We start from the raw sequence: 23,206 nt of genomic DNA, 5'->3' as shown, positions 1-23,206 counted from the left end.
TGTTGTAACATAACACTTCCTATCCTTTATAAAATTTAAAAGCCTAAATCATCCATTTGATTTAGGCTTTTAAATTCTTATATTCTAAAAACGATAGCTAATTTGTTTCATTTTCTAAAACGGAACATCACTGTCATCATCCGGATCATTTAAATTGCTTCCAAAAGCTTCATTAGCCGACGGAAGATTTTTAGTGATAAAAGGATTATCCTCTTGATTCATGCTCGATGGTAAATCATCATATCCGCCACTGAAATCTTCAAGATTATCAAACTTACCTAAATGTCCAATAAACTTTAACCGGACGTTTTCTATACTACCATTACGGTGTTTTGCAATCATTATTTCTGCCTGACCTGCAGTTGGCGAGGCTTCATCATCATCCCATTCATCAATTTTATAATATTCAGGACGGTATAAAAACGATACAATATCGGCATCTTGCTCAATCGCACCCGATTCACGAAGGTCAGACAGTAACGGTCGTTTACTGGAACCACGAGTTTCCACTGCACGTGACAATTGAGAAAGAGCAATAACCGGAACATTCAATTCCTTTGCTAATGCTTTTAAGTTTCGGGAAATCGTAGAAATCTCCTGCTCTCGATTTCCTCCACCTTTTCCGTTTCCGCCGGCCGTCATCAATTGCAAGTAATCCACAATAATAATTCGAATACCATGCTGAGAAACCAAACGTCTTGATTTAGCCCTTAAATCGAAAATAGACAATGAAGGCGTATCATCAATAAACAAAGGTGCTTTTTCTAAATTCTTTACTTTGGTACTCAGTTGTTCCCATTCGTGCTTTTCAAGTTTTCCGGTACGTAATTTCTCAGAAGACAAACCTGTTTCCGAAGAAATCAAACGAGTTATCAATTGAACCGATGCCATCTCCAAAGAAAATAACGCCACTGGCATTCCGTAATCAATTGCCATGTTGCGAGCCATTGATAATACAAATGCGGTCTTTCCCATTGCTGGCCTTGCTGCAATAATAATTAAATCACTTGGTTGCCAGCCGGAAGTAATCTTATCTAATTTATCAAAACCTGTCGCAACACCACTTAATCCTTCTTGACCGGCTATTTCCTCGATTCTTTTTTTGGCCTGCAACACTAAACTCTGTGCTGTTTCAGAACTACGCTTGATGTTCCCTTGTGTTACTTCGTATAATTTGGATTCGGCTCTATCCAGTAAATCAAAAACATCGGTTGTTTCATCATAGGATTCTTCAATAATTTCTGAAGATATACGAATCAAACTACGTTGAATAAATTTTTGTAAAATGATTCTCGAATGAAATTCAATGTGTGCTGAAGAGGAAATCTTTTGCGTTAGCTGAATTAAATAAAAATCGCCACCTGCCAAATCTAATTTTGCATTTTTCTTCAGTTGTGCAGAAACGGTTAATAAGTCAATAGGCTGTGTTTCTGTAAACAGCTGTACTATAGCTTCAAAAATATGTTTGTGTGCATCTTTATAAAAAGCATCAGGTTGTAAAATATCAATTACATCATCTACTCCTTTTTTATCAATCATCATGGCACCCAGCACCGCCTCTTCTAAATCGAGAACCTGAGGAGGCAATTTCCCTTTTTCTAAGCTTATAATTGTTGTTTTATCGACCTTTACAGGGTTTATATTTCTGAAGTTTTCCATAGAGCGAAAGTAGCAAAAATTAAAAAAATATTGTCACTGAGTTGTTACAAATAATTGTTCATAAGTAACTATTTTTTGTTTATAACCAAAAAAAAATCCGAAACCACGAGGCTTCGGATTAGAAATATTTTTGTAGGATTTTATTCCTTATACTCGCCCATTTTGCTGTATTTATTCATTCTTTGCGCGATTAACTCTTCTGTTGATAAGTCTTTCAATTCATTAAAACCTTTCATAATATATTGCTCCACCGTTTTGAAAGCAGTCACTCTATCATAGTGAGCTCCACCTAAAGGTTCCGGAATAATATCGTCCACTAATTTTTGTTTTTTCATGTCAGCAGAAGTCAATTTTAATGCTTCGGCTGCTTGTTCTTTGTATTCCCAGCTTTTCCACAAGATCGATGAACACGATTCAGGTGAGATAACAGAGTACCATGTATTTTCCATCATGTATACTTTATCACCAACTCCTATTCCTAATGCACCTCCAGAAGCTCCTTCTCCCACAATTACTGTGATTATAGGCACTTTTAAACAAATCATTTCAAATATGTTTCTGGCAATCGCTTCCCCTTGTCCACGTTCTTCCGCTTCGAGTCCAGGATAGGCTCCGGGAGTATCAATTAAAGTCAATACAGGAATACCGAATTTCTCGGCCATTTTCATCAATCGCAATGCTTTTCTATATCCTTCCGGATTTGCCATTCCGAAATTACGGAACTGACGGGCCTTCGTGTTAAATCCTTTTTGCTGTCCAACGATCATAAATGACTGTCCATCAATCTTGCCCAAACCCCCAATCATGGCTTTATCGTCTTTAAAACCTCTGTCACCAAAAAGTTCCAAGAAAGTATCACCACATAAAGCACGTACGTGATCCATTGTGTAAGGACGGCTGGGATGCCTTGATAATTGAACTCGTTGCCAAGCAGTTAAGTTTTTATAAATATGCCTTTTAGTATCTACTAACTTTTTGTTGATTTGTTTGCATGTATTCGTTACATCAACATCCGATTCTTGTCCAATAATAAGACATTTATCTAGCTGTTCTTCTAGTTCTTTTATAGGAAGCTCAAAATCTAAATATTCCATAGGATTTTTGCGTTATTGTTTTTATTTGGAACCGCAAATATAAAATTTTAAATCGTTCAAAAAGGTAAATTTTATATTTATGTGTAAAAGTGTGCTTCTCAAAACGTTGAGAAAGCTATTATTATTTGTCCTTTTGATAGTGTTTTATAACTCCGTTTAGGATTACGGTGATGACAATTATTAGTGCGCCGATGTAAAACTCAAAGCTCATTTTCTCTTTTCCACCAAGGATAAAATAGGCCAACACAATCCCGTATACCGGTTCTAAATTCGTAGTAAGCATCACCGTATATGGTGTTAATTTCTGCATTACTTTTACCGAAGCGGTAAAGGCATAGGCAGTACAAACGGAAGCTAATATTAAAATAAAAACCCAATTATGAGTTGTTAATACAAAGAAGTCAACGGTGAATTTTTGTTGGAACAAAAAATAAATTGTAATGAAGAAAACACCGGCCAAAAATTCGTAAAAAGCAATCACTGAAGGTTCGTGCTTTTCTATTAATTTCCCGTTCATCAGCGTAAATAAAACACCTAATATGATCGATGCCAAGGCGTACAGCATTCCGTCCAAATAATTAATTTCGACTTTCATAATCAATGCTAAACCTGCAATAATGATAAGACCAAAAAATACTTCGTACCACAATACTTTTCGACCATAAAAAACAGGCTCTAATATAGAAGCAAAAAAAGCACCTAACGAAAAAACCGAAAGTGTAATGGAGACATTAGAAACATGGATGGCTTTAAAGAAAAAGATCCAGTGCAAGGCAATCAGTAATCCCACGAAAATCAATTTCAAGAACGATTTTAAAGGAATTTTAAATGAAATCTTTTTGAATGCAATAAACAAGGCTAAAAACAGCCCTGCAAAAAACATCCGATACCAAACTAATGCATCGGCGGCAATGGTGATTAGCGCCCCTAAAATGGCAGTAAATCCCCAAATAAAAACGATCAAGTGAAGGTTTACGTAACTTTTTAATTTATCGTTTTGCATTTCGTAACAAATAAATGGCTAAAATTCCAAAAGCAATATTAGGCAACCAAACGGCCAACATTGGTGGAATACTTGATTTTTCGGCTAGAACTCCAAAAATCTTATCAAAAAACACAAAGGCAAAAGCCAGTGCGATTCCAATGGCTAAATTGGTTCCCATTCCGCCCCTTCGTTTCATAGCAGAAACCGCAACCGCGATAATAGTAAGAATAAATGCCGAAACCGGAACACTATATTTTTTATACAACACCACTAAATAGACATTGATATTTGAGGAACCTCGTTCTTTTTCTTTGGCAATAAAAGCATTCAATTTCCCTAAACTCAAGGTTTCAGCAATGTAAACTACCGGCGTTAAATCTTCCAAATCAAAAGTAAAAACGGCATTTTTTTCAGGTGATTTTTCAATTTTATCATTGAGTTCGCCCACCGTCCTTTTGGTATAATCATACATGGTGTAGGTGCTATCCTTCGGGTTCCATTTTATTCTGGTAGCGGTAATTTTATGGATTAGCTTCTGGTTTTTAAACTTTTCGAGAGAAAAATTAAAAGCAGTTTTTGACTCCGTATTAAAACTGTTTACATAAATAAACTCATCATCACTGATTTGTCGGTACACATCCGTATTGTCACCACGCATCGCTTCTTTTCCGCCTCCTTTCAAGTACGTATACCTAAAGTTATTGAACCCTTCACTAGCGGCCGGAACAACAAAAAATCCCATCAGTAAAACAAATACGGAAACTATGGAAGCGCCAATTATGTAAGGTCTTAAAAAGCGTGTGAATGAAATCCCGGAGCTTAAAATAGCAATAATCTCCGTGTCATTGGCCAGTTTCGAGGTAAACCAAATCACCGATAAAAACAAAAATATTGGGAACAGGGAATTGGCAAAATAAATCGTAAAGTTGTAGTAATAAAGCGCAATCTCCATTAAAGGAACTTTATTTTCCAACATTTTATTGATCTTCTCTGATACATCAACAACAATTCCTATAGGAATAAACAACAATAACATCACCGTAAATGTGGCTAAATATCTTTTTAAGATGTATTTGTCTATTATTGTTAGCATATTTTTTGGGTTCTGGATATTGGGTATTGGGCTGTTAGTTAAAACCTAATACCCAAAACCCAATGCCTAATTTATAATCTTTGGTTCATATTTTTTACCATCATTTCCTTCCAAGGTTTGAAATCACCCGCTAAGATATGTTTTCTGGCCTCACGAACCAACCACATATAAAAACCAAGATTATGTATTGTGGCAATTTGTTTTCCCAAGTACTCATTGGCAGCAAAAAGGTGGCGCAAATACGCTTTGGTATACTCCGTATCTACAAAGGTGATTCCCATTTCGTCAACGGGCGAAAAATCAGCTTCCCACTTTTTGTTTTTGATATTAATTGTTCCATTTGCCGTAAACAACATCCCATTTCTGGCGTTTCGCGTAGGCATCACACAATCAAACATGTCGATTCCAAGGGCAATATTTTCAAGAATATTTATCGGAGTTCCCACACCCATCAGATACCGCGGTTTGTCTTCGGGCAGGATTTCACAAACAATTTCAGTCATGGCATACATTTCCTCGGCAGGTTCCCCTACTGACAGTCCGCCAATTGCATTTCCTTGTTGATTGGAATTCGCGATATATTCTGCTGATTGTTGGCGTAAGTCTTTGTAACAGCTTCCCTGAACAATTGGGAAAAATGTTTGTTCGTAGCCGTATTTCACAGGCTGTGTATCTAGATGATTGATGCAACGGTCCAGCCAGCGGTGCGTCATTTTCATCGAGCGTTTTGCGTAGTTGTAATCACACGGATACGGCGTACATTCATCAAAAGCCATGATAATATCGGCTCCTATGGTACGCTGAATTTCCATCACATTCTCCGGTGTAAAAAAGTGATACGAACCATCGATGTGCGATTTGAACTTCACGCCTTCCTCCTTAATTTTTCGGTTGGCCGAAAGCGAATACACTTGGTATCCTCCAGAATCCGTCAAAATATTACGGTCCCAGTTCATGAATTTATGCAAACCACCGGCTTTCTCCAGAATTTCGGTTTGGGGACGCAAGTATAAATGGTAGGTGTTTCCCAGGATAATATCCGGATTTATATCTTCTTTCAATTCCCGCTGATGCACTCCTTTTACCGAAGCTACGGTTCCAACAGGCATAAAAATTGGGGTTTCGATCACCCCATGATCAGTAGTAATACTTCCCGCTCTGGCTTTAGACAGCGGATCTTTTTTTAATAAATCAAACTTCATATTGGCGTATTTCTTCCGATTGTTCGGCGGGCAAAGATAGGTTAATTTGAAAACTAGATAATTAGATAATTTAAAAAATTAATTAAGATTTTGCTAATCAATTGGGGCGTGCCCTAAAAAGGTCGGGCTATTCGCTATAATCTTTTATTCCGCTACGCTTCATAAAAGGATTTTCACTTTTATCCCTCACGCGAAACAGCCTTAATACCACCAGCGACATTGCCGTAATAAAACCTCATTTACCAAAATAATTACTATCTTTCAATCACAAAATCAACACGATATGACTTGGGCAGCAAAACTAATAAAACATAATAGCGAAAATAGAATTGCCGTTTATTTTGAAAAAAATCAAGACCTGATTGCCCGTATCAAACAAATAGAAGGCGCAAGATGGAGCCAGCAAAAAACGGTTTGGCACCTCCCAGACACAGAGGAAAACAGACTGCGTTTTAACATAGCGCCCCCTGCTAATTTGGTCCCTTCAAGCGAAGGAATAACACAAATCGAAAAATTCAAACAATGGATGCGTTCTAAGCGGTATAGTGAAAGCACCATTACTACCTATAGCGAAGCCTTGAAATCTTTTTTGATCTTCTATCGGGAAAAACCCATTTCCGAAATCACAAATGACGATGTAATCATTTACAATAATGACTATATCTTAAAGAATAATTTGTCAGCATCTTACCAAAACCAAATCGTTAACGCTATAAAACTGTATTTTATGACAGTCAGAGCAACAAAAATTGAAGTTGATAAAATTCACCGACCAAAACGAGCTAAACTTTTACCCAATGTATTAAGCAAAGAAGAAATAAAATTGATATTAAACGCTCATAGTAACATCAAACATAAAATGATGCTATCATTGATTTATATTTGTGGCTTGCGTTGCGGCGAATTATTGGCTCTCCAGCCCGTTCACATAGATTCTATGCGAAATATTGTATTGCTTAAAAATTCAAAAGGCAAAAAAGACAGGATAGTCCCATTGAGTCCAAAAATTTTAGAAATGCTACGGGATTACTACAAAGTATACAAACCAAAAACCTATTTATTTGAAGAGCAAACGATCGGATTACAATACGATGCGCGAAGTTTGCAACTAATATTGAAACAAGCGTCACAAAAAACAGGAATTACAAAGCCAGTCACTTAGCACTGGCTTAGAAACAGTTACGCCACTCATTTACTTGAAAGCGGAACCGATTTGAGATACACTCAAGAACTATTGGGACACAATAGCAGCAAAACGACCGAAATATACACCCACGTAAGTACAAAAAGCATTCAACAAATAAAAAGCCCTTTTGATGATTTGTAATAAAAATATTATTTATACATTTGATAAAAATACGCTACGCAGTAGCGACTATACATCATAAATTGGATAGATTGTCGCTACTTTGTAGCGAGTATATACAAGTTATCTGCAAGCATTAAAAAATAAAGAGCTTAACAACTTAATGAAATAAATGATAAAATACATCTTCCTAATCGCATTAGCTTTACTCTATTCTTGTAATAATTTAGAGAAAAAAAAGAAGAGCGAAATGAATATCGACCAGACTCTTGTAAAAGCAAAAAAAGAGTCAACTTCAACGAATATTTTATTAAAAAAATATAATGTTTATATAAATAATCTTGACAGTTCAGACGTAAACTCATCTAGTACTGCGATGAGCAGATTTAAGGAATTATTTAAAGAAGAAGACAAAATTTTATGTGATAGTGCCTTTGTAATTTTTAATAATTTATATGAAAAACTTGATAGAAATTTGAATGAATTACATGAAAAAGATACAACAAACTATGAATCTTTAGTCCTTTTAACGCAAAATGGTAAAAAGCGTATAATTTCAAAAAAACTATTAGACTATAAACAGAAACTTAAAGACAATGGATTTAAAATTTCTGAAGAAGAAGGTATTACTTTCATTCAGAAGAATAGGGATTTTATTTCAAAGCATTTCTATCCTTATGTCTCGAATACAATGAAAGATTATTTATCAAAACTTAACCAAGAAAACAAAGAAGGTTTTGCTTCTGATGCTGAATTAATTATTGCTCCAAATATTTTTGTTGAAAGAATGATATGGTATGAAAATTTCATTAATAACAATTCAAATTTTCTGTTTATATCAAATTGTAAAGAAAACAGAAAATATTTATTGACATTTTCACTAATCGGAATGGACAATACTCCCGTTTTTGACAATGAAACTAACAAACTTTCTGAATATTACAAAGATTTGTACGAATATTTGATTTCAAACACCAAAATTCTCAAACAACTAAAATTATAAAACCATATTATATGGCATTTAAGAACAGTCAACCTAAACTTGCTAAAGAATTAATCATGGAGTATAAATCTAAAAAATTAATATTCGACTATAATGAATAAATTAAAAGATAACAGCAGGTAACAGGCGTTTTGATATAGTGAGGTTTTAGTGGAATTACCATTTCGAATTGCGATTTCGTTAAACAGAAAATACTCGTTTACAAAATACCCACCATCTCAAAGCGCCGGAACGTCAAACTGTCTAATAACCTCTCTTTTTCCCATTAATTTATTTGTATTAAAAATCCGTCAAATAATTTTTATAACTCGTTGGTTTTATGTAAATTTAGAAATGAAATTCTTTAACGGAACCAACAGAAACCAACTCCCGCTTTTTGCTTCATCGATTGATGATGCCATTGCGCAAGACAATGAAATCAGGCATTGACCTTTTTGTAGACAGTCTTAAACTCGCTGATTTTGGATTCATTTTCGATTTTGTCGGCGTTACCCAAATCTCGACCTCGGATCCGGATAGTCGCCAAATAATGACTCGAAACAACATTTCGGAAGTAGCTTATACGGTACAAACCACGGTGGATGCGCTGCACAATATCTTCATTGATTTTAAAGTGACAAATGAAAACGATTCCAAAGCCATGGGCGGCATGTTGCGCCGGAGCAAAACCATTTTGGGGCACAATAATTTCACAGCCATTTATGACAAAGGCTATCTTACTGGTAGCGAATTCGATTATGCTAACCGACTTGACATCGATGTTTTAGTGGCTATTCCTGGCATATCTGCACACGCACCTGATACCGCTTTTGATGTAGAATATTTTAAATACGATAAAATTACAGATTCCTATACTTGCCCTGCTAATGACACATTGACCACCAACGGAAATTGGTACGCCAAAAAAAACGGGAAATCAATAACCAAGATGAAGCATTACAAAACCAGTGCTTGCTTGAATTGCAAACTCTCTACAAAATGTACTAAAAACGCCAAAGGCAGACTCATTGAACGCTCCCAATACGCAGATTTGATTTATCAAAACAAGGTTAGAATCGAAAACAATTACGAAGTCTACCGCAGACGGCAAGCTATAGTAGAACATCCCTACGGAGTGATAAAACGCCAATGGGATTTTTATTATATTTTGACAAAGAAAACCATCAAACATGCCTCAGCTGATGTTGGATTGATTTTCTCCGCCTACAATCTGCGCAGAATTTTTAATCTGATTGATCAAAACCTACTAAAACAATATCTAAAAGTATTGGCTTTGTATTTTTGGATTGTAAAAGCTAATTTTAAAACTTTTTATGGACTGTTTTATTTTAAAAATCATAAAGCGACTTTTCTCCCAAAGTATTTTAATTGTAGTTTAAATCATATATATTTACCATCCAATTAACAAAAATTAGTTCGTTTAGAGGTTTTTAGACGAACTGACGTTAGCTGTAATTGTAAAGAAACTGTATGGAAAAATGTTTAAATTTAGAATATGATGTTGTTCTTTCATTCGCTGGAGAAGACAGAAAATATGTAGAGAAAACAGCTGAATATTTAAGAAAATCTGGAGTAAAAGTATTTTATGATGTATATGAAGACGTTAATCTTTGGGTAAAGATTTATATCAACATTTGGACGATATTTATCAAAACAAAGCTAAATATGCAATCATATTTATTTCGGAACATTATGCTCGAAAACTTTGGACAAATCATGAGTTGAAAAGTGCCCAAGCACGAGCATTTTCAGAAAATCAAGAATATATCCTACCTGTCCGATTTGATCTAACTGAAATTCCAGGAATAAGAAAAACAATTGGATACGTTTCAGCTAATGATAATACACCAGCAAAATTAGGAAGGAAAATACTTCAAAAACTTGGAAAGTTAGAACCTGAAAATTTTCTACCCAAAAAACTAACTTTTATTAATCGAATATTTCAATCCTTATATGATATTTCAGAGCAAGAAATATATGATCACGCAAATTTTATATTCGGTTACTTAAAATTAATGAATGAAAAAGAAAGGCAATTTTTATCCAAATTAATTTTAAACACTTGTTCTGCAAATTTAATGGAAGATTTTCATGAAAAAATGTCTTTGCTAACTCGTGTAACAAATTTCACAAGAACAGAAATTTTAGATATTATTAATAACTTAAGTAATTTTGGTTTTGAATATACCGTGAGTAAAAAACTTCATGGCTGTTTTGTTGATGGTGTTGAAGTGGAAGCGGAAATTGTTTCCTTAAAATTTGTTCCGCTTGGAAAATCAATATTATTCGAGAATTCGACTTTTATGTTATTATGTATGTACTATGCAATAGCTTTTAATCGGTGTGAAACTTGTCGTTTGACCGCAATGGAGAGATTAGATTTTAGAGATTTAAAAGAGAAAATTGAAGACACTGAATTGGAACAAATTTTGGATTGTGTTCCAAATTCATTCTATGATGACGAAGAAATTTCAGATTAAAATTAAACAACTAAACCTAACAGCTACTACAACGGATTTAGGCAATTGGCTTAATGGAAAGTTGGTTCTGTATTTGGAATGATTTCGCAAATCCGAATAATGGGCTTAATTTAGTTCCAAACTGCGTGTAGCGCGGGAACGTCAGGCTGTGAAAAAACTACTTCAAATTTAGAAAAGTATTCGGAGGGCTACAAAAGAAAAATCGCAAATATGAGATTCTCAAGAGGTTCACTTTAGTTTTTTCACAGACTGACGTTAGCGGTTATGCAAAACGAGCGACGACAGAAGATGATAGAAGAAAATGCATCAAGGATAACAAATTTCACGTATCGGCATTCAAAAAGAAATAAAGATTTGGACCAAAGATGATTATAAAAAAAGTGGGGTTTGGCGGAGGTTGCCATTGGTGTACAGAAGCTTATTTTCAAAGTTTAAAAGGCGTTGAAATTGTAGAACAAGGTTGGATAAGTTCAAAGTTTCCAGAAGATATATTTTCTGAGGCTGTGATAGTTCACTACAATCCTTCAGTTATCCCACTATAAGCATTGATTTCCATACATTTACATACGCACGCATCAACTAAAAAGCATTCTTTACGGGATAAATATCGATCCGCTGTTTATGTCTTTGATGAAAATATAACTCACTATCAAAAGTTAATAAATGAAAATCAGAGCGAGTTCGATGAACCAATAATCACAAAAGCATTTTCATTTGAACAATTTAAATTAAATAATGAAGATCAGTTGAATTACTATCAAAAGAATAAGAAAAATACTTTCTGTGAAAGATATATTTTGCCAAAATTGAGAAAGCTTGAAAAAAAGTATAAAGAGTACTTTAAACAAATTTAAACAAAATTAACTTGACAAAATTTTAGAAAGATGCACAACTGCTATCACTGGCTAAGCTCCATTGCTACTTTTTGCAAACCGCAACATTGTCTTTCCAATAAACTTTCTAACTTGCAGAAAATACTCTGCTAACCAAGCCGCAACGCGAGCCTAGCCGACTTACGCTGGTGACAAATGCAAAAATTGGAACATGAAAGTAACCTACAGATCGAAATTGGGAATTGAACTTATAATTATCTTTTTATTAGTTCCTGTATTTATATTTTTTGCAGATAACAACAATAATAAAATAACTGCCATTAGTAGCATTGGCGTCGTATTGTTGCTTTTGTTTTTCCTGTACAAATCGACTTATTATACAGTGGATGGAATAATATTAATAATAAAATCAGCTTGGCTTGTAAACGAAAAGTTGGATATCACTTCGATCACTAAAATTGCAGAAACAAATAATCCAATTAGCTCGCCAGCAACCTCTATTGACAGAATAGAAATATTCTACAATAAATTTGATTCAATTCTAATTTCGCCAATAGACAAAGAAAAATTTATTAATCATTTGAAAAAAATAAAGCCAACAATTAAAGTTGTATACAAAAGTAAGCGTTAAAGCATCAGCCACTAACAGCTAGGATTTCGTTGCGTGCGTAGCACGAACAATGAAGCCCGTGTTGAACTGAACCGAATACCTGCCGCCAACACTATGGAGTTATCGTAAAGATTGTAGAGGTATTTTCAAGAGGATTTTGTTCCTCTTTTTTTGTGGAGTTGTTTCAGCTTGATTTTTTTGATGTTTTCCTTCACTTTTGAACACAAATTCCCTTACCCGTAAAATTAGTTTTCACAGGGAATAACGTTTTGGCTACGACCAAGAAACCAAGCAGGCGGACCACGCTGGTCAAAAACCGCTATGCGGTGTAAATTGCCTGTTTTACAACAAGGACACTTTTGTAAAAAGGACTTCTTTTCTGCTTTTTCCAAAACTTTTACCTTGAGTTTTTCCTGCAAAAGTTTCAGCTTTTGACGCTTCCAAGTGGTGCTTAAAAAACCATAATGACGGATTTTTACAAACCGTTTGGGCAAAATATGCAACGAAAACCGTTTTTGATTCTATGCTTGGTAATGGCAATTTTGTGGCTGTATCGTCCCAAATATTCCACCACCGATTTCTGCATAAAGAAGAGATAATTATGCACCTGTTCACGGTCGAGTTCGGTGGGAATTTTTCCGCATTACAACGAAATTGCCGCCATATGGCGTCTATAATTATTAAAAGTGCTTTGGCTTCTAACAAAATAAAAACCGTACGCTCAAATCGCTGAAGTAATTCATTAAATACCAGAACTTTGCGCTTGGCTTGGTTGAGGATTTTGTTTTCTCTTAACTCAACCGGATGCTTTTTTTGTAGCCATAATATCCTATTATAATTATCTTCTTAAGATAATCAAAATCAACAATGGTGCTACCAAAGGTTTAGCTCAACAGTGGCTAAACTAAATCGCTGACTTTCGGTTAATTAAACATTTTATTTTCATAACTTCGTTTAGGTAGCAGAAAAGATGCTGCTCCAAACACCGCAACTGACATGTAAAATACTGTTTTTCATGCTATTATAATAAAAATCGTAAAGTAAAACAATCATGAATTCGATTGGTTGATTAAAAGTCCGGATGTAGCCGAGTTTCAATATTTTAAATAAATTAAATCTTAATTTAAAAAAGTTAAATCATGAAAATTAAAAATGTAACAGTTGCCGGAACGGGAGTTTTAGGCAGCCAAATTGCTTTTCAAACAGCATTCAAAGGATTTGAGGTTTCAGCTTACGATATTAACGATGAAGCATTAGAGAAGGCGAAACAAAAATTTAACGTTTTAAAAGAACGATACCAAGAAGATAATTATGGCACCAAAGAAGAAGTAGATGCAGCATACAATCGTATTTCCTTACATACTGATTTGGCAAAAGCGGTGGAGAACGCTGATTTAGTAATCGAGGCAGTTCCTGAAGTGCTGGCCATAAAGCAAAAATTCTATGAAGAATTATCACAAGTCGCAAAAGAAGAAACGATTTTCGCTTCTAACTCATCTACAATGATACCAAGTCAGATTGTAGGTTTTACAGATCGTCCGGAAAAATACTTGCATTTACATTTTGCTAACGAAATTTGGAAACTTAATATCGCTGAAATCATGAAACATGATGGTACTTCCACAGAAGTATTTGAAGAAGTAATTGAGTTTGCAAAAGCTATTGGGATGGTTCCGATTCCACTTCATAAAGAGCAACCTGGCTATGTTTTAAACACGCTTTTGGTTCCTCACATAAAGGCTAGTATTCAACTGGTTGTAGATGGAATTGCAGAACCTGAAATAGTTGATAAGACCTGGATGATTTCAACTGGTGCTCCGTTTGGTCCGTTCGCATTCCTGGATATCATTGGGCCTAACACACCTTATAATTTGTACAAAGCATATGGAGAAGCAGGGGATGAAGTCTCTGCGAGGGTTGCTGGATGGTTAAAAGCTGAATATCTGGATAAAGGAAAAATGGGGAAAGCAAATGGAAAAGGGGTGTATACGTATCCCAATCCAGCATATGAAAATCCTAATTTCATAAAATGATATATCAAAAGAACGACAATTATTCAAAATTGCTTTGGTAGATTTTTCGGTTTAAAAATGCGCATCGTCAATGTACCTTTAAAATGAGTTGAGACACGGAGGGCAAATCCACAAAACACAAATTTGTAAAAGTGCAACTAGGTGTATCTGATACAGAAGATGAATTTGTGGACCTACTTGCAAGTGTTGAAGATAAGTTGGTGCGACAGTTAAATAGGTTCTGAAAACACGACAAAAAATATTAAATATCAGATCAATTGCACAATAGCTTGGGTTTCATCTCGTGCGTAGTACGAACAATGAAGCTCGTGTTGAACGGAACCGAGTACCTGCCGCCAACACTATGGAGTTATCGTAAAGTTTTGAGAGAGAATTTCAAGAGGATTTTGTATCCTCTTTTTTTGTGGAGTGGTTTCAGCATAGTTTTTTCGTTTTCCCTCACTTTTGAACATAAATTACCTTACCCGTAAAATTAGTTTTTACAGGGAATGGCGTTTTCTACGGGCAACAAATCAATCAGGCAGACCACGCTGGTAAAAAACCGCCGCGCGGTGTAAATTGCATGTTTTACAAAAAGGACACTTGGGTAAAAAGGGCTTTTTTCTACTTTTTCCAAAACTTTTACCTTGAATTTTTCCTGCAAAAGTTTCAGCTTTTGACGCTTCCAAGTGCTGCTCAAAAAACCAAAATGAAGGATTATCACGTTTTTTACGGATTGTTTTATTCTAAGAATGAAGAATGCTTTTTTCCAGAAAGAATTTTAATTGTAGTTTAAATCATATATATTTACTTACTGATTAACCAAAATGAGTTCGTTTGAAGGTTTTTAGACGAACTGATATTAGCAGAAAGTTTACTAGAATCGCAAACAAAACTAAAATGAAATCAATAGTTCAACATTTAAGAGAGGAAAAATACTTAACCCAGACCGAACTTGCCGAAAAAAGTGGACTTTCGCTAAGGACAATTCAAAGGATTGAAGCTGGAAATATCCCAAAAGGATTTACATTGAAGGCTCTTGCAAATGTCTTTAAAACTGAGCCAGAAAAACTAATACCTTTCAAAGAAATTACAAAACTGAACAGAGCAAAATTGATTAATTTTTCTAGTTTATTTGGACTTGTAATACCTTTTGGAGGAGTTATATTCCCATTAATTTTGACCTACAAAACAAACGACCCAAAAAACAAAGAACTTGGAAAAAGCATAGTAAGTGTTCAAATTCTAATTTCGGTTGCACTAGCTGTTTCTCAAATCGTAAGCCCATTCATTCAAAAAGCATTAACACTACATTTTCCGCTTTTTATATTTCCATTATTATTAATTATTTGTCTGAAATTATTGGTAGTTATTGTAAACGGTATAAGTTTAAACAACAAAAACGATTTGCATAAAAACTTAAAAATCAATTATTTATAAACTTCGTCAGTTAATTGACGTAAAAATGGCGTATTACTTTTGAAAAGAAATTGTTTTCTAAAGCAGAAATTAGCGAAAAAAATATCTAATGAAAATTTTAAAGAAAATTGTGTTGACTTTTTTGGTCATTTTGGTTTTAGCTGTACTTGGTGGCTATATTTATTTTGACCAAAAATTTACTCCAGAAAAAAATTATTTGGTAGTAGATAATGAAAGTGGTTTCATACCATTTAAGTGGTTGGGTTCTAAAAAAAATGCTTTGTTGCTTCCTGTACATTTTTCGAATGACACAATAACTTATTATTTGCAGTTTGACACCGGTTCGCCTTATACAGTATTTTACTCAAATTCAATTAAAAAAATTAGCCAAATCTCCATAAATAAAGAACTTGCAAAAACTTCTTTCTACATTGGAAAAACAAAAATTACTTCCGATAAATTCAAAATTTATAATCACGGAAATGATAATAATAATAATAATAATAATAATGATTCAATAAAATTAATTGGGACTATTGGAGCAGATATTTTAGAAAACAGAAAAACAATCATCAATTTTAAAGAAAATTATATTGCTTTAAATTTATCTAAAGTGCCCTCTCAATTTCAAACCAAACTCTTTGATTTTAAATTCAGAAAAAGAAAAATCATCATTAGAGGTTTTTTAAAAGGAAAAGAAGAAAAGTTTTTATTTGATTCGGGTACAAGTGCTTATGAATTATTAACCAACAAAGAAATATGGAAAAACTTGAAACTAACTAACTCAAAAATTAACATTGAAAAATCACAATCTTGGAATAATGTTTTGATTACATTTACTGCAAACTGTAACCAAAAATTAAAATTTGACACTCAAGAAATACCTTTAAATAATGTTACTTATGTGGAAGGATTTTCTCAAGTTCAATATTCAATGATGAAATTTTCTGGTATGACTGGAATGTTGGGAAATAAAATATTTTTAAATAATGGATTGTACATTGACTGTATACAAAACAAAATTGGAATTGAATAAAAACCTTCTGCTAACCACTGGGGTTTCGTTGCGTGCGTAGCCCGAACAATGAAGCCCGTGTTGAACGGAACCGTAATGCCTTCAAGAGTTCAAACTGGTATTAAGCAGGCAAAAGTCGAAGACAAACAAATAGAATAGTCTGCTCATAACTACAATGTCTTGTCTCTTTGCGCATTAGACAAGAAAATATCCTAAAATGAACTTTTGAAATCAACTAAACAAAAAACATTATATATATATATATATATGAAAAGAATTACTGTATTCTGCGGATCCAGTTTTGGAAATGAAAAAAATTATGAAACTAAAGCTTACAAACTTGGGCAAATAATGGCCGAAAATAATTATGAATTAGTTTATGGCGGCGCAAAAGTTGGTCTTATGGGAAGTGTTGCCGATGGTGTTTTAAATCATAACGGAAAAGTATTTGGTGTTTTGCCAAGCTTCCTGATGACTAAAGAAATCGCTCACGATAGATTAACTGAATTATTTATTGTGGAAAGCATGCATGAGAGAAAGACGAAAATGAATGACCTTAGCGATGGGATAATTGCTTTGCCAGGCGGTTTTGGAACTTTAGAAGAATTTTTCGAAATGTTAACTTGGGCACAACTTGGACTCCATAAAAAGCCAATCGGAATTTTGAATATTGATGGCTTTTACGATTTGTTGCTAGCCTTTGTTGCAAACATGGTCGATAAAGGTTTTCTAAAACCAACCAATCAACAAATGATATTAGTGAGCGATGATGCTACCGATTTACTTGACAAAATGGAAAATTATATCGCACCAGAAGTTGGAAAATGGATTAAAAAAGGAAATGAATAATTTTGATACGTAGTATTTAATTATGTCAACCGTTTACCAAAAGTTGTTACTTCAAATTTTGATTTGTATTGGATAATTTTTGGCAAATTCTGTTATCGTATTCGTAATAATTCTGCGGATAAACGATAGAAATAATCAAAACACAATAGTTCCTATTTTACATTACAAAAGGCGAATTGAAAAGTTTACAGCTCCAATTAAACAATTGTACTAAATTAGAAGCAAATGATTTGTAGTTTGTTTATAAGTTATAAAATAATACATTTACTATAATTAGCTAAAACAGGCAAGACGATTATTCCAAACGAAAAAACACAAACAGTATGAAGTGGACAGCATCCTTTTATCTTATCCTAATGATCAATATGATAAGTTACAGCCAGAATAGTGATGAAGCTTCAGTTATAAAAAAACTGCTGGAAAAAGAGTCTGCGACGTGGAGAGCTGCTGATAGTAAAGGCCATATGGAGTGCTGGCACATTCAGCCCTATAGCCGAATTTTAATTTCCACACCTGAGGGAGTTACAATGGATATTCCTCCTACTGCAATGATTAACGCTAATCCTAAAGCTATGGGTAATGGCGGTTTTTCTATAAATACGAACTACAAAATGAGTATTAGTGAGAATAACGCCTGGGTAAGCCATGATGAAGAATCCACTGCCAAGGATGGCAAAAAAACCTTCTCCTATGAAATTCGTTTATTAGAAAAAATAGAAGGACAATGGAAATTAGTGGGGCAATCCATCCACCTGTATAATCCAAAATAATTTTCTAAACCTCATCTGCAAAGTACAATATCAGTTTAGTATTCCTTGTGTAGGAATGGCTATGTTTAGATTTTTGCAATAAACATGTAAACTTAGCCCTAAAAAGAACCATTCTTCACTAAGTTCCACCTTATACTACCTCGAGAGAAATAAAACCACAAACAACTGTGTACTAAATACTTAAAATAAAAAAATATTAAAAAAAAGTCTTTTTTTGTGCCAATAAAATAAATATTTGTTTAAATTTACAGTATTGGTTAAAACAGGCAGGAACACCTACTACTTCTTCTTTTAAACTCGATACGTAAATTTCAAACCTACTTCACGATTACAAAAATTTACTATCTTATTACTAAAATACGCCCCATTAATTTTCTATTGTTTCTCATTTATCATACCGATAATGATCTATTTATACTAAAAAAAACAAACGAAATGGGGCGGTACATATACATTCTGTTTTTTAACCAAATTGGTATTGATGCCTTTGGTAAAGTTGGTGGCAAAAACGTCTTTCGGGGCCAATTGTATAATCAGCTTATTCCAATAGGCATGTCTATTCAAATGAGATTTGCCAGTAGTGCTAAAAGGTATCGTCTTTGCACGAAAATGAATAAAATGCTTTTTGTGTAACTGGACATTCCATGGTAGTGGATAGCGGATTTGTCGCACAATCATTTCTGAGTATTAATGTCACTTAAAAACGTATATGATGTATACTTACGAAGTAAATCTAAAATGGTCAGACCAAAGGAAAGGAATGTTAAGTTCCCCTGTTCTGCCTCAAAATATTGAAGTCGCGACCTCTCCTGAGTTCCCAAAAGGCATGGAGAAAATATGGTCACCTGAGCATCTATTTGTTGCCGCTATCAACAGTTGTCTGTTAACTAATTTTTTGTCAATTGCCGAAAGTTCAAGACTACAGTTTATAAGCTTTGAGAGTAAATCGACTTGTAATGTGGATAACGTTCATGGAAAACATACCATAATTGAAATTATTCTTCAACCAAAACTCGTCATCCATTATTCTCAAAAACCGGAGCGAGCGAGACAGATTTTGGAGATGAGTGAAAAGGCGTGCATGATTTCAAATGCGATTAAAACAACGATTCGGTTAGAGCCAGAAATAATTATAGAGTATAATCTTGTTCCGCTGGGAAATTCCTTTTAGAAGAGTATTCAGAGAGCAAATAATGGTGAAATTACAATAACATTACAGGTAAACATTCGCAAAAAACTAAAGTAACGAGTTAAAAATTAACTCAAAAAAGAGAATTCTGAATGCAAAAAAAAAGACTTATATTTTTATATAAATTCCTATTAACTAGTCTATTTACAACGAATCACCCCGAATTAACAGGAGACGCAAATCGCAGTTTAAAAAAATTTATTAACACCAAAACTTAAAATTATAATCGTAAAATCAGTAACATTATGAAAAACTTTACATTAAACTCTTTAAAAGAAAACAGTTTAGAAGACATACAATTTTGTCAAAGTTGCGGTATTCCATTAAATGTGGAACAATTAAAAGGAACAGAAAATAACGGAATTAAAAGTAATGATTACTGCAAGTATTGCTATGTAAATAGTGATTTCAAAAATCCAGAAATGAACATAGATGACATGAAAAATGTTGTTAAAAAACATATGGAAGAGAGACAACTCCCTGATTATATGGTTCAAAAAGCGGTAAATATTTTACCTACCTTAAAACGTTGGAAATACAAACAACAATGATTCATTTATCCCATAAAAGGATAGCTACAACTTGGAGATATTACCGGAAATTCCTCTATCAAGGCCTTGACGAAGCCGTGAAAATTGATGTACACGTCTTTTAGATCGATGAACAGGTGAACCGGTGTGAAAGGAAAGTTACTCTAATCCCTACTCTCTATATTTAGAAGAATTCATTATTCCTAAAAAAATAATAGTTTAAGTGCTGTGCAGAGATGGTTGATCCGTTATTTATTCGATAATAATTCCCGATTTAAGAAAAAATTAAAGCATCCACTTTCTACTCAATTTTACTGATTATGAATAAATTAAGCTTTTTTAATTTAAAAACTAGAATTGAAATCTCGAAACAGGTTCATCGAAAATTTACTATCTTAACCGGTACTATTTTAGAAATGAAAAACAGCAAAAATGAAAGTATTAGTCTACAGCATATTGGGTTTTGATAAAGCTTTCTTGAAAAAAGCAGCGCAGGGCAATCATGAATTAGTTTTTACCGAACAGCCTTTGAATGAAAGCACTGCAAATCTTGCCGATGGATTTGATGTTGTTTCACTTTTTACTTCTGATGAAGCTTCCGAAAAAGTATTGCAAATACTACATACCTGCGGTGTAAAGTATATATGATCGCCGCGGCATTAGTACTGGCATTAAACAGATGTTTTTTGGTCAGGCATTAATGTAAATGGGCGATTATCGTTTGGATAATTTGGTAGGTTTTGATTTGCATGGAAAAACAATTGGTATCGTTGGATCATACTGATTCTCAAATAAATGACGACTTTTTTTTAAGACTTCGTTGCCTTTTCTAATCACTGTTATTAGTACTATTAAAAACTCAAAAGATGAAAGGTTCTTTTAAACTAGGGACAGTATGCGGAATTGCAATATTCATACACTGGACATTCAGTTTGCTTATACTGTTTATCATTTTCATGAACAAAAAATCAGGACTTAATACCAGTCAAATAATATGGTATCTGCTGTTTATCGCAAGCATATTCCTTACCGTTTTATTACATGAACTCGGCCATGCTGTAGCGGCAAAAAATTACAATATAAAAACCAAAGACATCATCCTTTTACCTATTGGCGGCTTAGTCAGATTAGAACAAATACCAGAAAAACCATCTGAAGAATTAGTAGTCGTTTTTGCGGGACCCTTGGTAAATTTCACACTGGCCTTCATCACCGGGATTTTCATTACAATTCCTGCTACTTCCCAGCAATTAATGACTGAAATATCTAGTGGAGTACACGCTAATAATTTCTTGCTCCATTTTTTTTTAGTCAATTTCTGTTTGGGCATTTTTAATTTAATCCCCGCTTTCCCTCTGGATGGCGGCCGAATTTTACGTGCGCTTTTATCGTTTAAGTTACAAAGACATATTGCCACAAGAATTTCGGCACGTATCGGTAAACTACTAGCAATAGGATTTATTATTTCTGGGTTTTTCACTTCTCCAATTTTAGTTTTTATAGGTGTTTTTGTCATTATTGGAGCTCAGGTTGAAGCTGATCATACGGAATCTAAATTCATGTTAAAAGGTTTTAAAGTCCATGATGTTGTAATGAAACAGTATCCCGTGATTGATGTAAATGATACAGTAAAAACAGCAGTTGAAATGGTTTTGGACAGCCAAAACAAGAATTTTTTAATTACTGAGGAAGGTGTTCCGGTTGGAACGCTGAATCGGGACCAAATTATTATGGCACTTTCAAATCAGGGATATGATGAATTTATTTATAATGTCATGGATCGAAATTTGGTTTATCTCGACAGCGATTCTCTTTTGGAAAAAGTTTTTGAACTCATTCAACTCAATAAATCCAGATTAATGCTTGTCATGGAAAACAATAAAGTTGTTGGTATTTTGGATGTCGAAAATCTTATGGAATTTCTTATAATTAACGAAATAAAAATAAACAAAGCGCATGATCGAAAATGAAAAAAACTTTAATGCTTCAAAAAATCTGGAGCTTGTATACAGTGGCCAAGATTATTTTTCTCGATTAGAGGCTATTATTCGCAATTCACAAATTGAAATTCACATGCAGATGTACCTTTTTGAAAACGATGCGACGGGGAATAATATTATTTGCGCACTGAAAGAAGCTGCTTTGCGTAACGTGCAGGTTTATGTACTTTTGGATGGTTTGGGTTCTTTATCATTTCCCTCTGAAACAATTAAAGAAATGAGGCAGAGCGGAATAAATATTCGGTTTTTTGCTCCTTTATTTTCAACTTACACCTTTTATCTTGGCAGAAGGTTGCATCGAAAAGTTATTGTTGCTGATGCCAAAATTGTCCTGATTGGCGGCATAAATATAGCTGATAAATATTGTGGTTCCCCAACAGAAAGCCCTTGGTTAGACTATGCCGTTCAATTAAAAGGCGAAATTGCCGAACCGATCCAAAAATTATGCACCGATATCTATTTTAAAAAAAGACGCCTACAAAACAAAAAAATAAAATTTCCATTCCCTGTTGAGAAAGGCGCCTTGGTTCGCATCCTTCAGAATGACTGGTTAAAAGGCCAAAACGAGATTTGTGATAGCTATATAAAATCCATTCGAAATGCGAAAACAGAAATAATCATTGTGGGAAGTTATTTTCTGCCTGGGATTAAAATCATTCGCGCCTTCAAAAAAGCATCTGAAAATAAAGTGAAAATTAAATTAATTCTTTCTGGTAAGTCAGATCTACCGCTTACAAGGCGCGCTACCTGTTTTCTCTATGGCAATCTTCTTAAATATAATATTGAATTGTATGAATGGAACCAATCCGTTTTACATGGAAAAGTCGCCGTTATAGACGGCAATTGGAGCACAATAGGATCTTTTAATCTGAATAATTTAAGTTCGTACGGAAGTCTGGAAATGAATGTTGAAATAAATTCTGATTTATTTTCGAAAATGTTTCAAACCCACCTGCTCGAAATTATTGATCAATGCCAAAGTATAACGGCTGATTCGCTAAAAATTAACAACAATATATTGACAAAATCCATCAATATACTGTCATATTGTATTACTCGAATCATCGAAATAATTGTTACGTACACGCCCTACAAACGCTTCAATAATTGATTGTATAAAACAATAATTACAACTTTATGTTCAAAGAAAAGTACCT

General features: G+C 34.0%; 21 protein-coding genes and 3 pseudogenes. 17 read left to right on the top strand and 7 right to left on the bottom strand.

Going from position 1 to position 23,206, the window contains the following annotated elements; genetic code table 11:
- Positions 1–114: 114 nt before the first annotated feature.
- The 5 genes from dnaB to tgt form a co-directional block, all read right to left on the bottom strand.
- Positions 115–1,659, bottom strand: coding sequence for a replicative DNA helicase (dnaB, locus tag ACNQGJ_RS10850; RefSeq protein ID WP_417972575.1), 1,545 nt, complete (start codon positions 1,657–1,659; stop codon positions 115–117).
- A gap of 140 nt (positions 1,660–1,799) precedes the next feature.
- On the bottom strand, positions 1,800–2,753 hold the full coding sequence (locus ACNQGJ_RS10845; protein ID WP_417972576.1) for an acetyl-CoA carboxylase carboxyltransferase subunit alpha: 954 nt from the start codon (positions 2,751–2,753) through the stop codon (positions 1,800–1,802).
- Between the two features lie 121 nt (positions 2,754–2,874).
- Positions 2,875–3,756 carry a DMT family transporter gene (locus ACNQGJ_RS10840; RefSeq protein ID WP_417972577.1) on the bottom strand — a complete coding sequence of 294 codons (882 nt, stop codon included), beginning with the start codon at positions 3,754–3,756 and terminating at the stop codon, positions 2,875–2,877.
- Positions 3,743–4,831 (bottom strand): LptF/LptG family permease, encoded by a 1,089-nt coding sequence (locus ACNQGJ_RS10835; protein ID WP_417972578.1) that lies wholly within the window; start codon positions 4,829–4,831, stop codon positions 3,743–3,745. The genes ACNQGJ_RS10840 and ACNQGJ_RS10835 overlap by 14 nt, the downstream gene beginning before the upstream one ends.
- A 71-nt stretch (positions 4,832–4,902) precedes the next feature.
- Complete coding sequence (gene tgt / locus ACNQGJ_RS10830) at positions 4,903–6,033, bottom strand: tRNA guanosine(34) transglycosylase Tgt (RefSeq protein WP_417972579.1); 1,131 nt, start codon at positions 6,031–6,033, stop codon at positions 4,903–4,905.
- Positions 6,034–6,316: 283 nt separating this feature from the next.
- Between tgt and ACNQGJ_RS10825 the strand changes: the two are divergent.
- From ACNQGJ_RS10825 to ACNQGJ_RS10795, 7 genes and pseudogenes are all read left to right on the top strand, one after another.
- Positions 6,317–7,360 (top strand): annotated as a pseudogene (locus ACNQGJ_RS10825) (tyrosine-type recombinase/integrase).
- Between the two features lie 151 nt (positions 7,361–7,511).
- The gene (locus ACNQGJ_RS10820) at positions 7,512–8,342 is read left to right on the top strand and encodes a hypothetical protein (protein WP_417972580.1); all 831 of its coding nucleotides are present in this window, start codon (positions 7,512–7,514) and stop codon (positions 8,340–8,342) included.
- 412 nt (positions 8,343–8,754) lie between these two features.
- Positions 8,755–9,747 carry a transposase gene (locus ACNQGJ_RS10815; protein ID WP_417972581.1) on the top strand — a complete coding sequence of 331 codons (993 nt, stop codon included), beginning with the start codon at positions 8,755–8,757 and terminating at the stop codon, positions 9,745–9,747.
- A 65-nt stretch (positions 9,748–9,812) separates the two neighbouring features.
- Positions 9,813–10,067: a hypothetical protein gene (locus ACNQGJ_RS10810; protein WP_417972764.1), complete on the top strand. Its 255-nt coding sequence runs from the start codon at positions 9,813–9,815 to the stop codon at positions 10,065–10,067.
- The gene (locus ACNQGJ_RS10805; protein ID WP_417980360.1) at positions 9,953–10,822 is read left to right on the top strand and encodes a TIR domain-containing protein; all 870 of its coding nucleotides are present in this window, start codon (positions 9,953–9,955) and stop codon (positions 10,820–10,822) included. The genes ACNQGJ_RS10810 and ACNQGJ_RS10805 overlap by 115 nt, the downstream gene beginning before the upstream one ends.
- A gap of 365 nt (positions 10,823–11,187) precedes the next feature.
- Entirely contained in the window at positions 11,188–11,364 is a 177-nt protein-coding gene (locus tag ACNQGJ_RS10800) for a peptide-methionine (S)-S-oxide reductase (RefSeq protein ID WP_417972582.1), read from the top strand.
- A 502-nt stretch (positions 11,365–11,866) separates the two neighbouring features.
- A complete protein-coding gene (locus tag ACNQGJ_RS10795) occupies positions 11,867–12,286 on the top strand; it encodes a PH domain-containing protein (RefSeq protein WP_417972583.1) in 420 nt (139 codons plus the stop codon).
- A gap of 224 nt (positions 12,287–12,510) precedes the next feature.
- On the opposite strand, the pseudogene ACNQGJ_RS10790 reads toward ACNQGJ_RS10795, so the two are convergent.
- Positions 12,511–12,857, bottom strand: a pseudogene (locus ACNQGJ_RS10790) (transposase); the annotation flags it as partial.
- A gap of 547 nt (positions 12,858–13,404) precedes the next feature.
- Here ACNQGJ_RS10790 and ACNQGJ_RS10785 point away from each other — a divergent pair.
- Positions 13,405–14,298, top strand: a complete 894-nt coding sequence (locus ACNQGJ_RS10785; protein ID WP_417972584.1) for a 3-hydroxyacyl-CoA dehydrogenase — start codon at positions 13,405–13,407, stop codon at positions 14,296–14,298.
- Positions 14,299–14,810: 512 nt separating this feature from the next.
- Here ACNQGJ_RS10785 and ACNQGJ_RS10780 read toward each other — a convergent pair.
- Positions 14,811–15,001, bottom strand: a pseudogene (locus tag ACNQGJ_RS10780) (IS91 family transposase); the annotation flags it as partial.
- A gap of 176 nt (positions 15,002–15,177) precedes the next feature.
- On the opposite strand from ACNQGJ_RS10780, the gene ACNQGJ_RS10775 reads away from it, so the two are divergent.
- From ACNQGJ_RS10775 to ACNQGJ_RS10735, 9 genes are all read left to right on the top strand, one after another.
- Positions 15,178–15,717, top strand: a complete 540-nt coding sequence (locus tag ACNQGJ_RS10775) for a helix-turn-helix domain-containing protein (RefSeq protein ID WP_417972586.1) — start codon at positions 15,178–15,180, stop codon at positions 15,715–15,717.
- Positions 15,718–15,805: 88 nt separating this feature from the next.
- Positions 15,806–16,732, top strand: a complete 927-nt coding sequence (locus tag ACNQGJ_RS10770) for a hypothetical protein (protein WP_417972587.1) — start codon at positions 15,806–15,808, stop codon at positions 16,730–16,732.
- Positions 16,733–16,978: 246 nt separating this feature from the next.
- Entirely contained in the window at positions 16,979–17,560 is a 582-nt protein-coding gene (locus ACNQGJ_RS10765) for an LOG family protein (protein ID WP_417972588.1), read from the top strand.
- A 323-nt stretch (positions 17,561–17,883) separates the two neighbouring features.
- The gene (locus ACNQGJ_RS10760) at positions 17,884–18,330 is read left to right on the top strand and encodes an endo-arabinase (protein WP_417972589.1); all 447 of its coding nucleotides are present in this window, start codon (positions 17,884–17,886) and stop codon (positions 18,328–18,330) included.
- A gap of 709 nt (positions 18,331–19,039) precedes the next feature.
- Positions 19,040–19,501 carry an OsmC family protein gene (locus ACNQGJ_RS10755; RefSeq protein WP_417972590.1) on the top strand — a complete coding sequence of 154 codons (462 nt, stop codon included), beginning with the start codon at positions 19,040–19,042 and terminating at the stop codon, positions 19,499–19,501.
- 263 nt (positions 19,502–19,764) lie between these two features.
- Complete coding sequence (locus ACNQGJ_RS10750; RefSeq protein WP_417972591.1) at positions 19,765–20,070, top strand: zinc ribbon domain-containing protein; 306 nt, start codon at positions 19,765–19,767, stop codon at positions 20,068–20,070.
- Positions 20,071–20,481: 411 nt separating this feature from the next.
- Positions 20,482–20,697 (top strand): Rossmann-fold NAD(P)-binding domain-containing protein, encoded by a 216-nt coding sequence (locus ACNQGJ_RS10745; RefSeq protein ID WP_417972592.1) that lies wholly within the window; start codon positions 20,482–20,484, stop codon positions 20,695–20,697.
- 218 nt (positions 20,698–20,915) lie between these two features.
- Entirely contained in the window at positions 20,916–22,019 is a 1,104-nt protein-coding gene (locus tag ACNQGJ_RS10740) for a site-2 protease family protein (protein ID WP_417972593.1), read from the top strand.
- Positions 22,006–23,160, top strand: a complete 1,155-nt coding sequence (locus tag ACNQGJ_RS10735; RefSeq protein ID WP_417972594.1) for a phospholipase D-like domain-containing protein — start codon at positions 22,006–22,008, stop codon at positions 23,158–23,160. The genes ACNQGJ_RS10740 and ACNQGJ_RS10735 overlap by 14 nt, the downstream gene beginning before the upstream one ends.
- Positions 23,161–23,206 lie beyond the last annotated feature (46 nt).

Origin of the sequence: Flavobacterium cryophilum (genome assembly GCF_048286555.1) — a bacterium.
Lineage (GTDB): Bacteria > Bacteroidota > Bacteroidia > Flavobacteriales > Flavobacteriaceae > Flavobacterium.
This window is presented reverse-complemented; position numbering and strand designations above follow the sequence as displayed.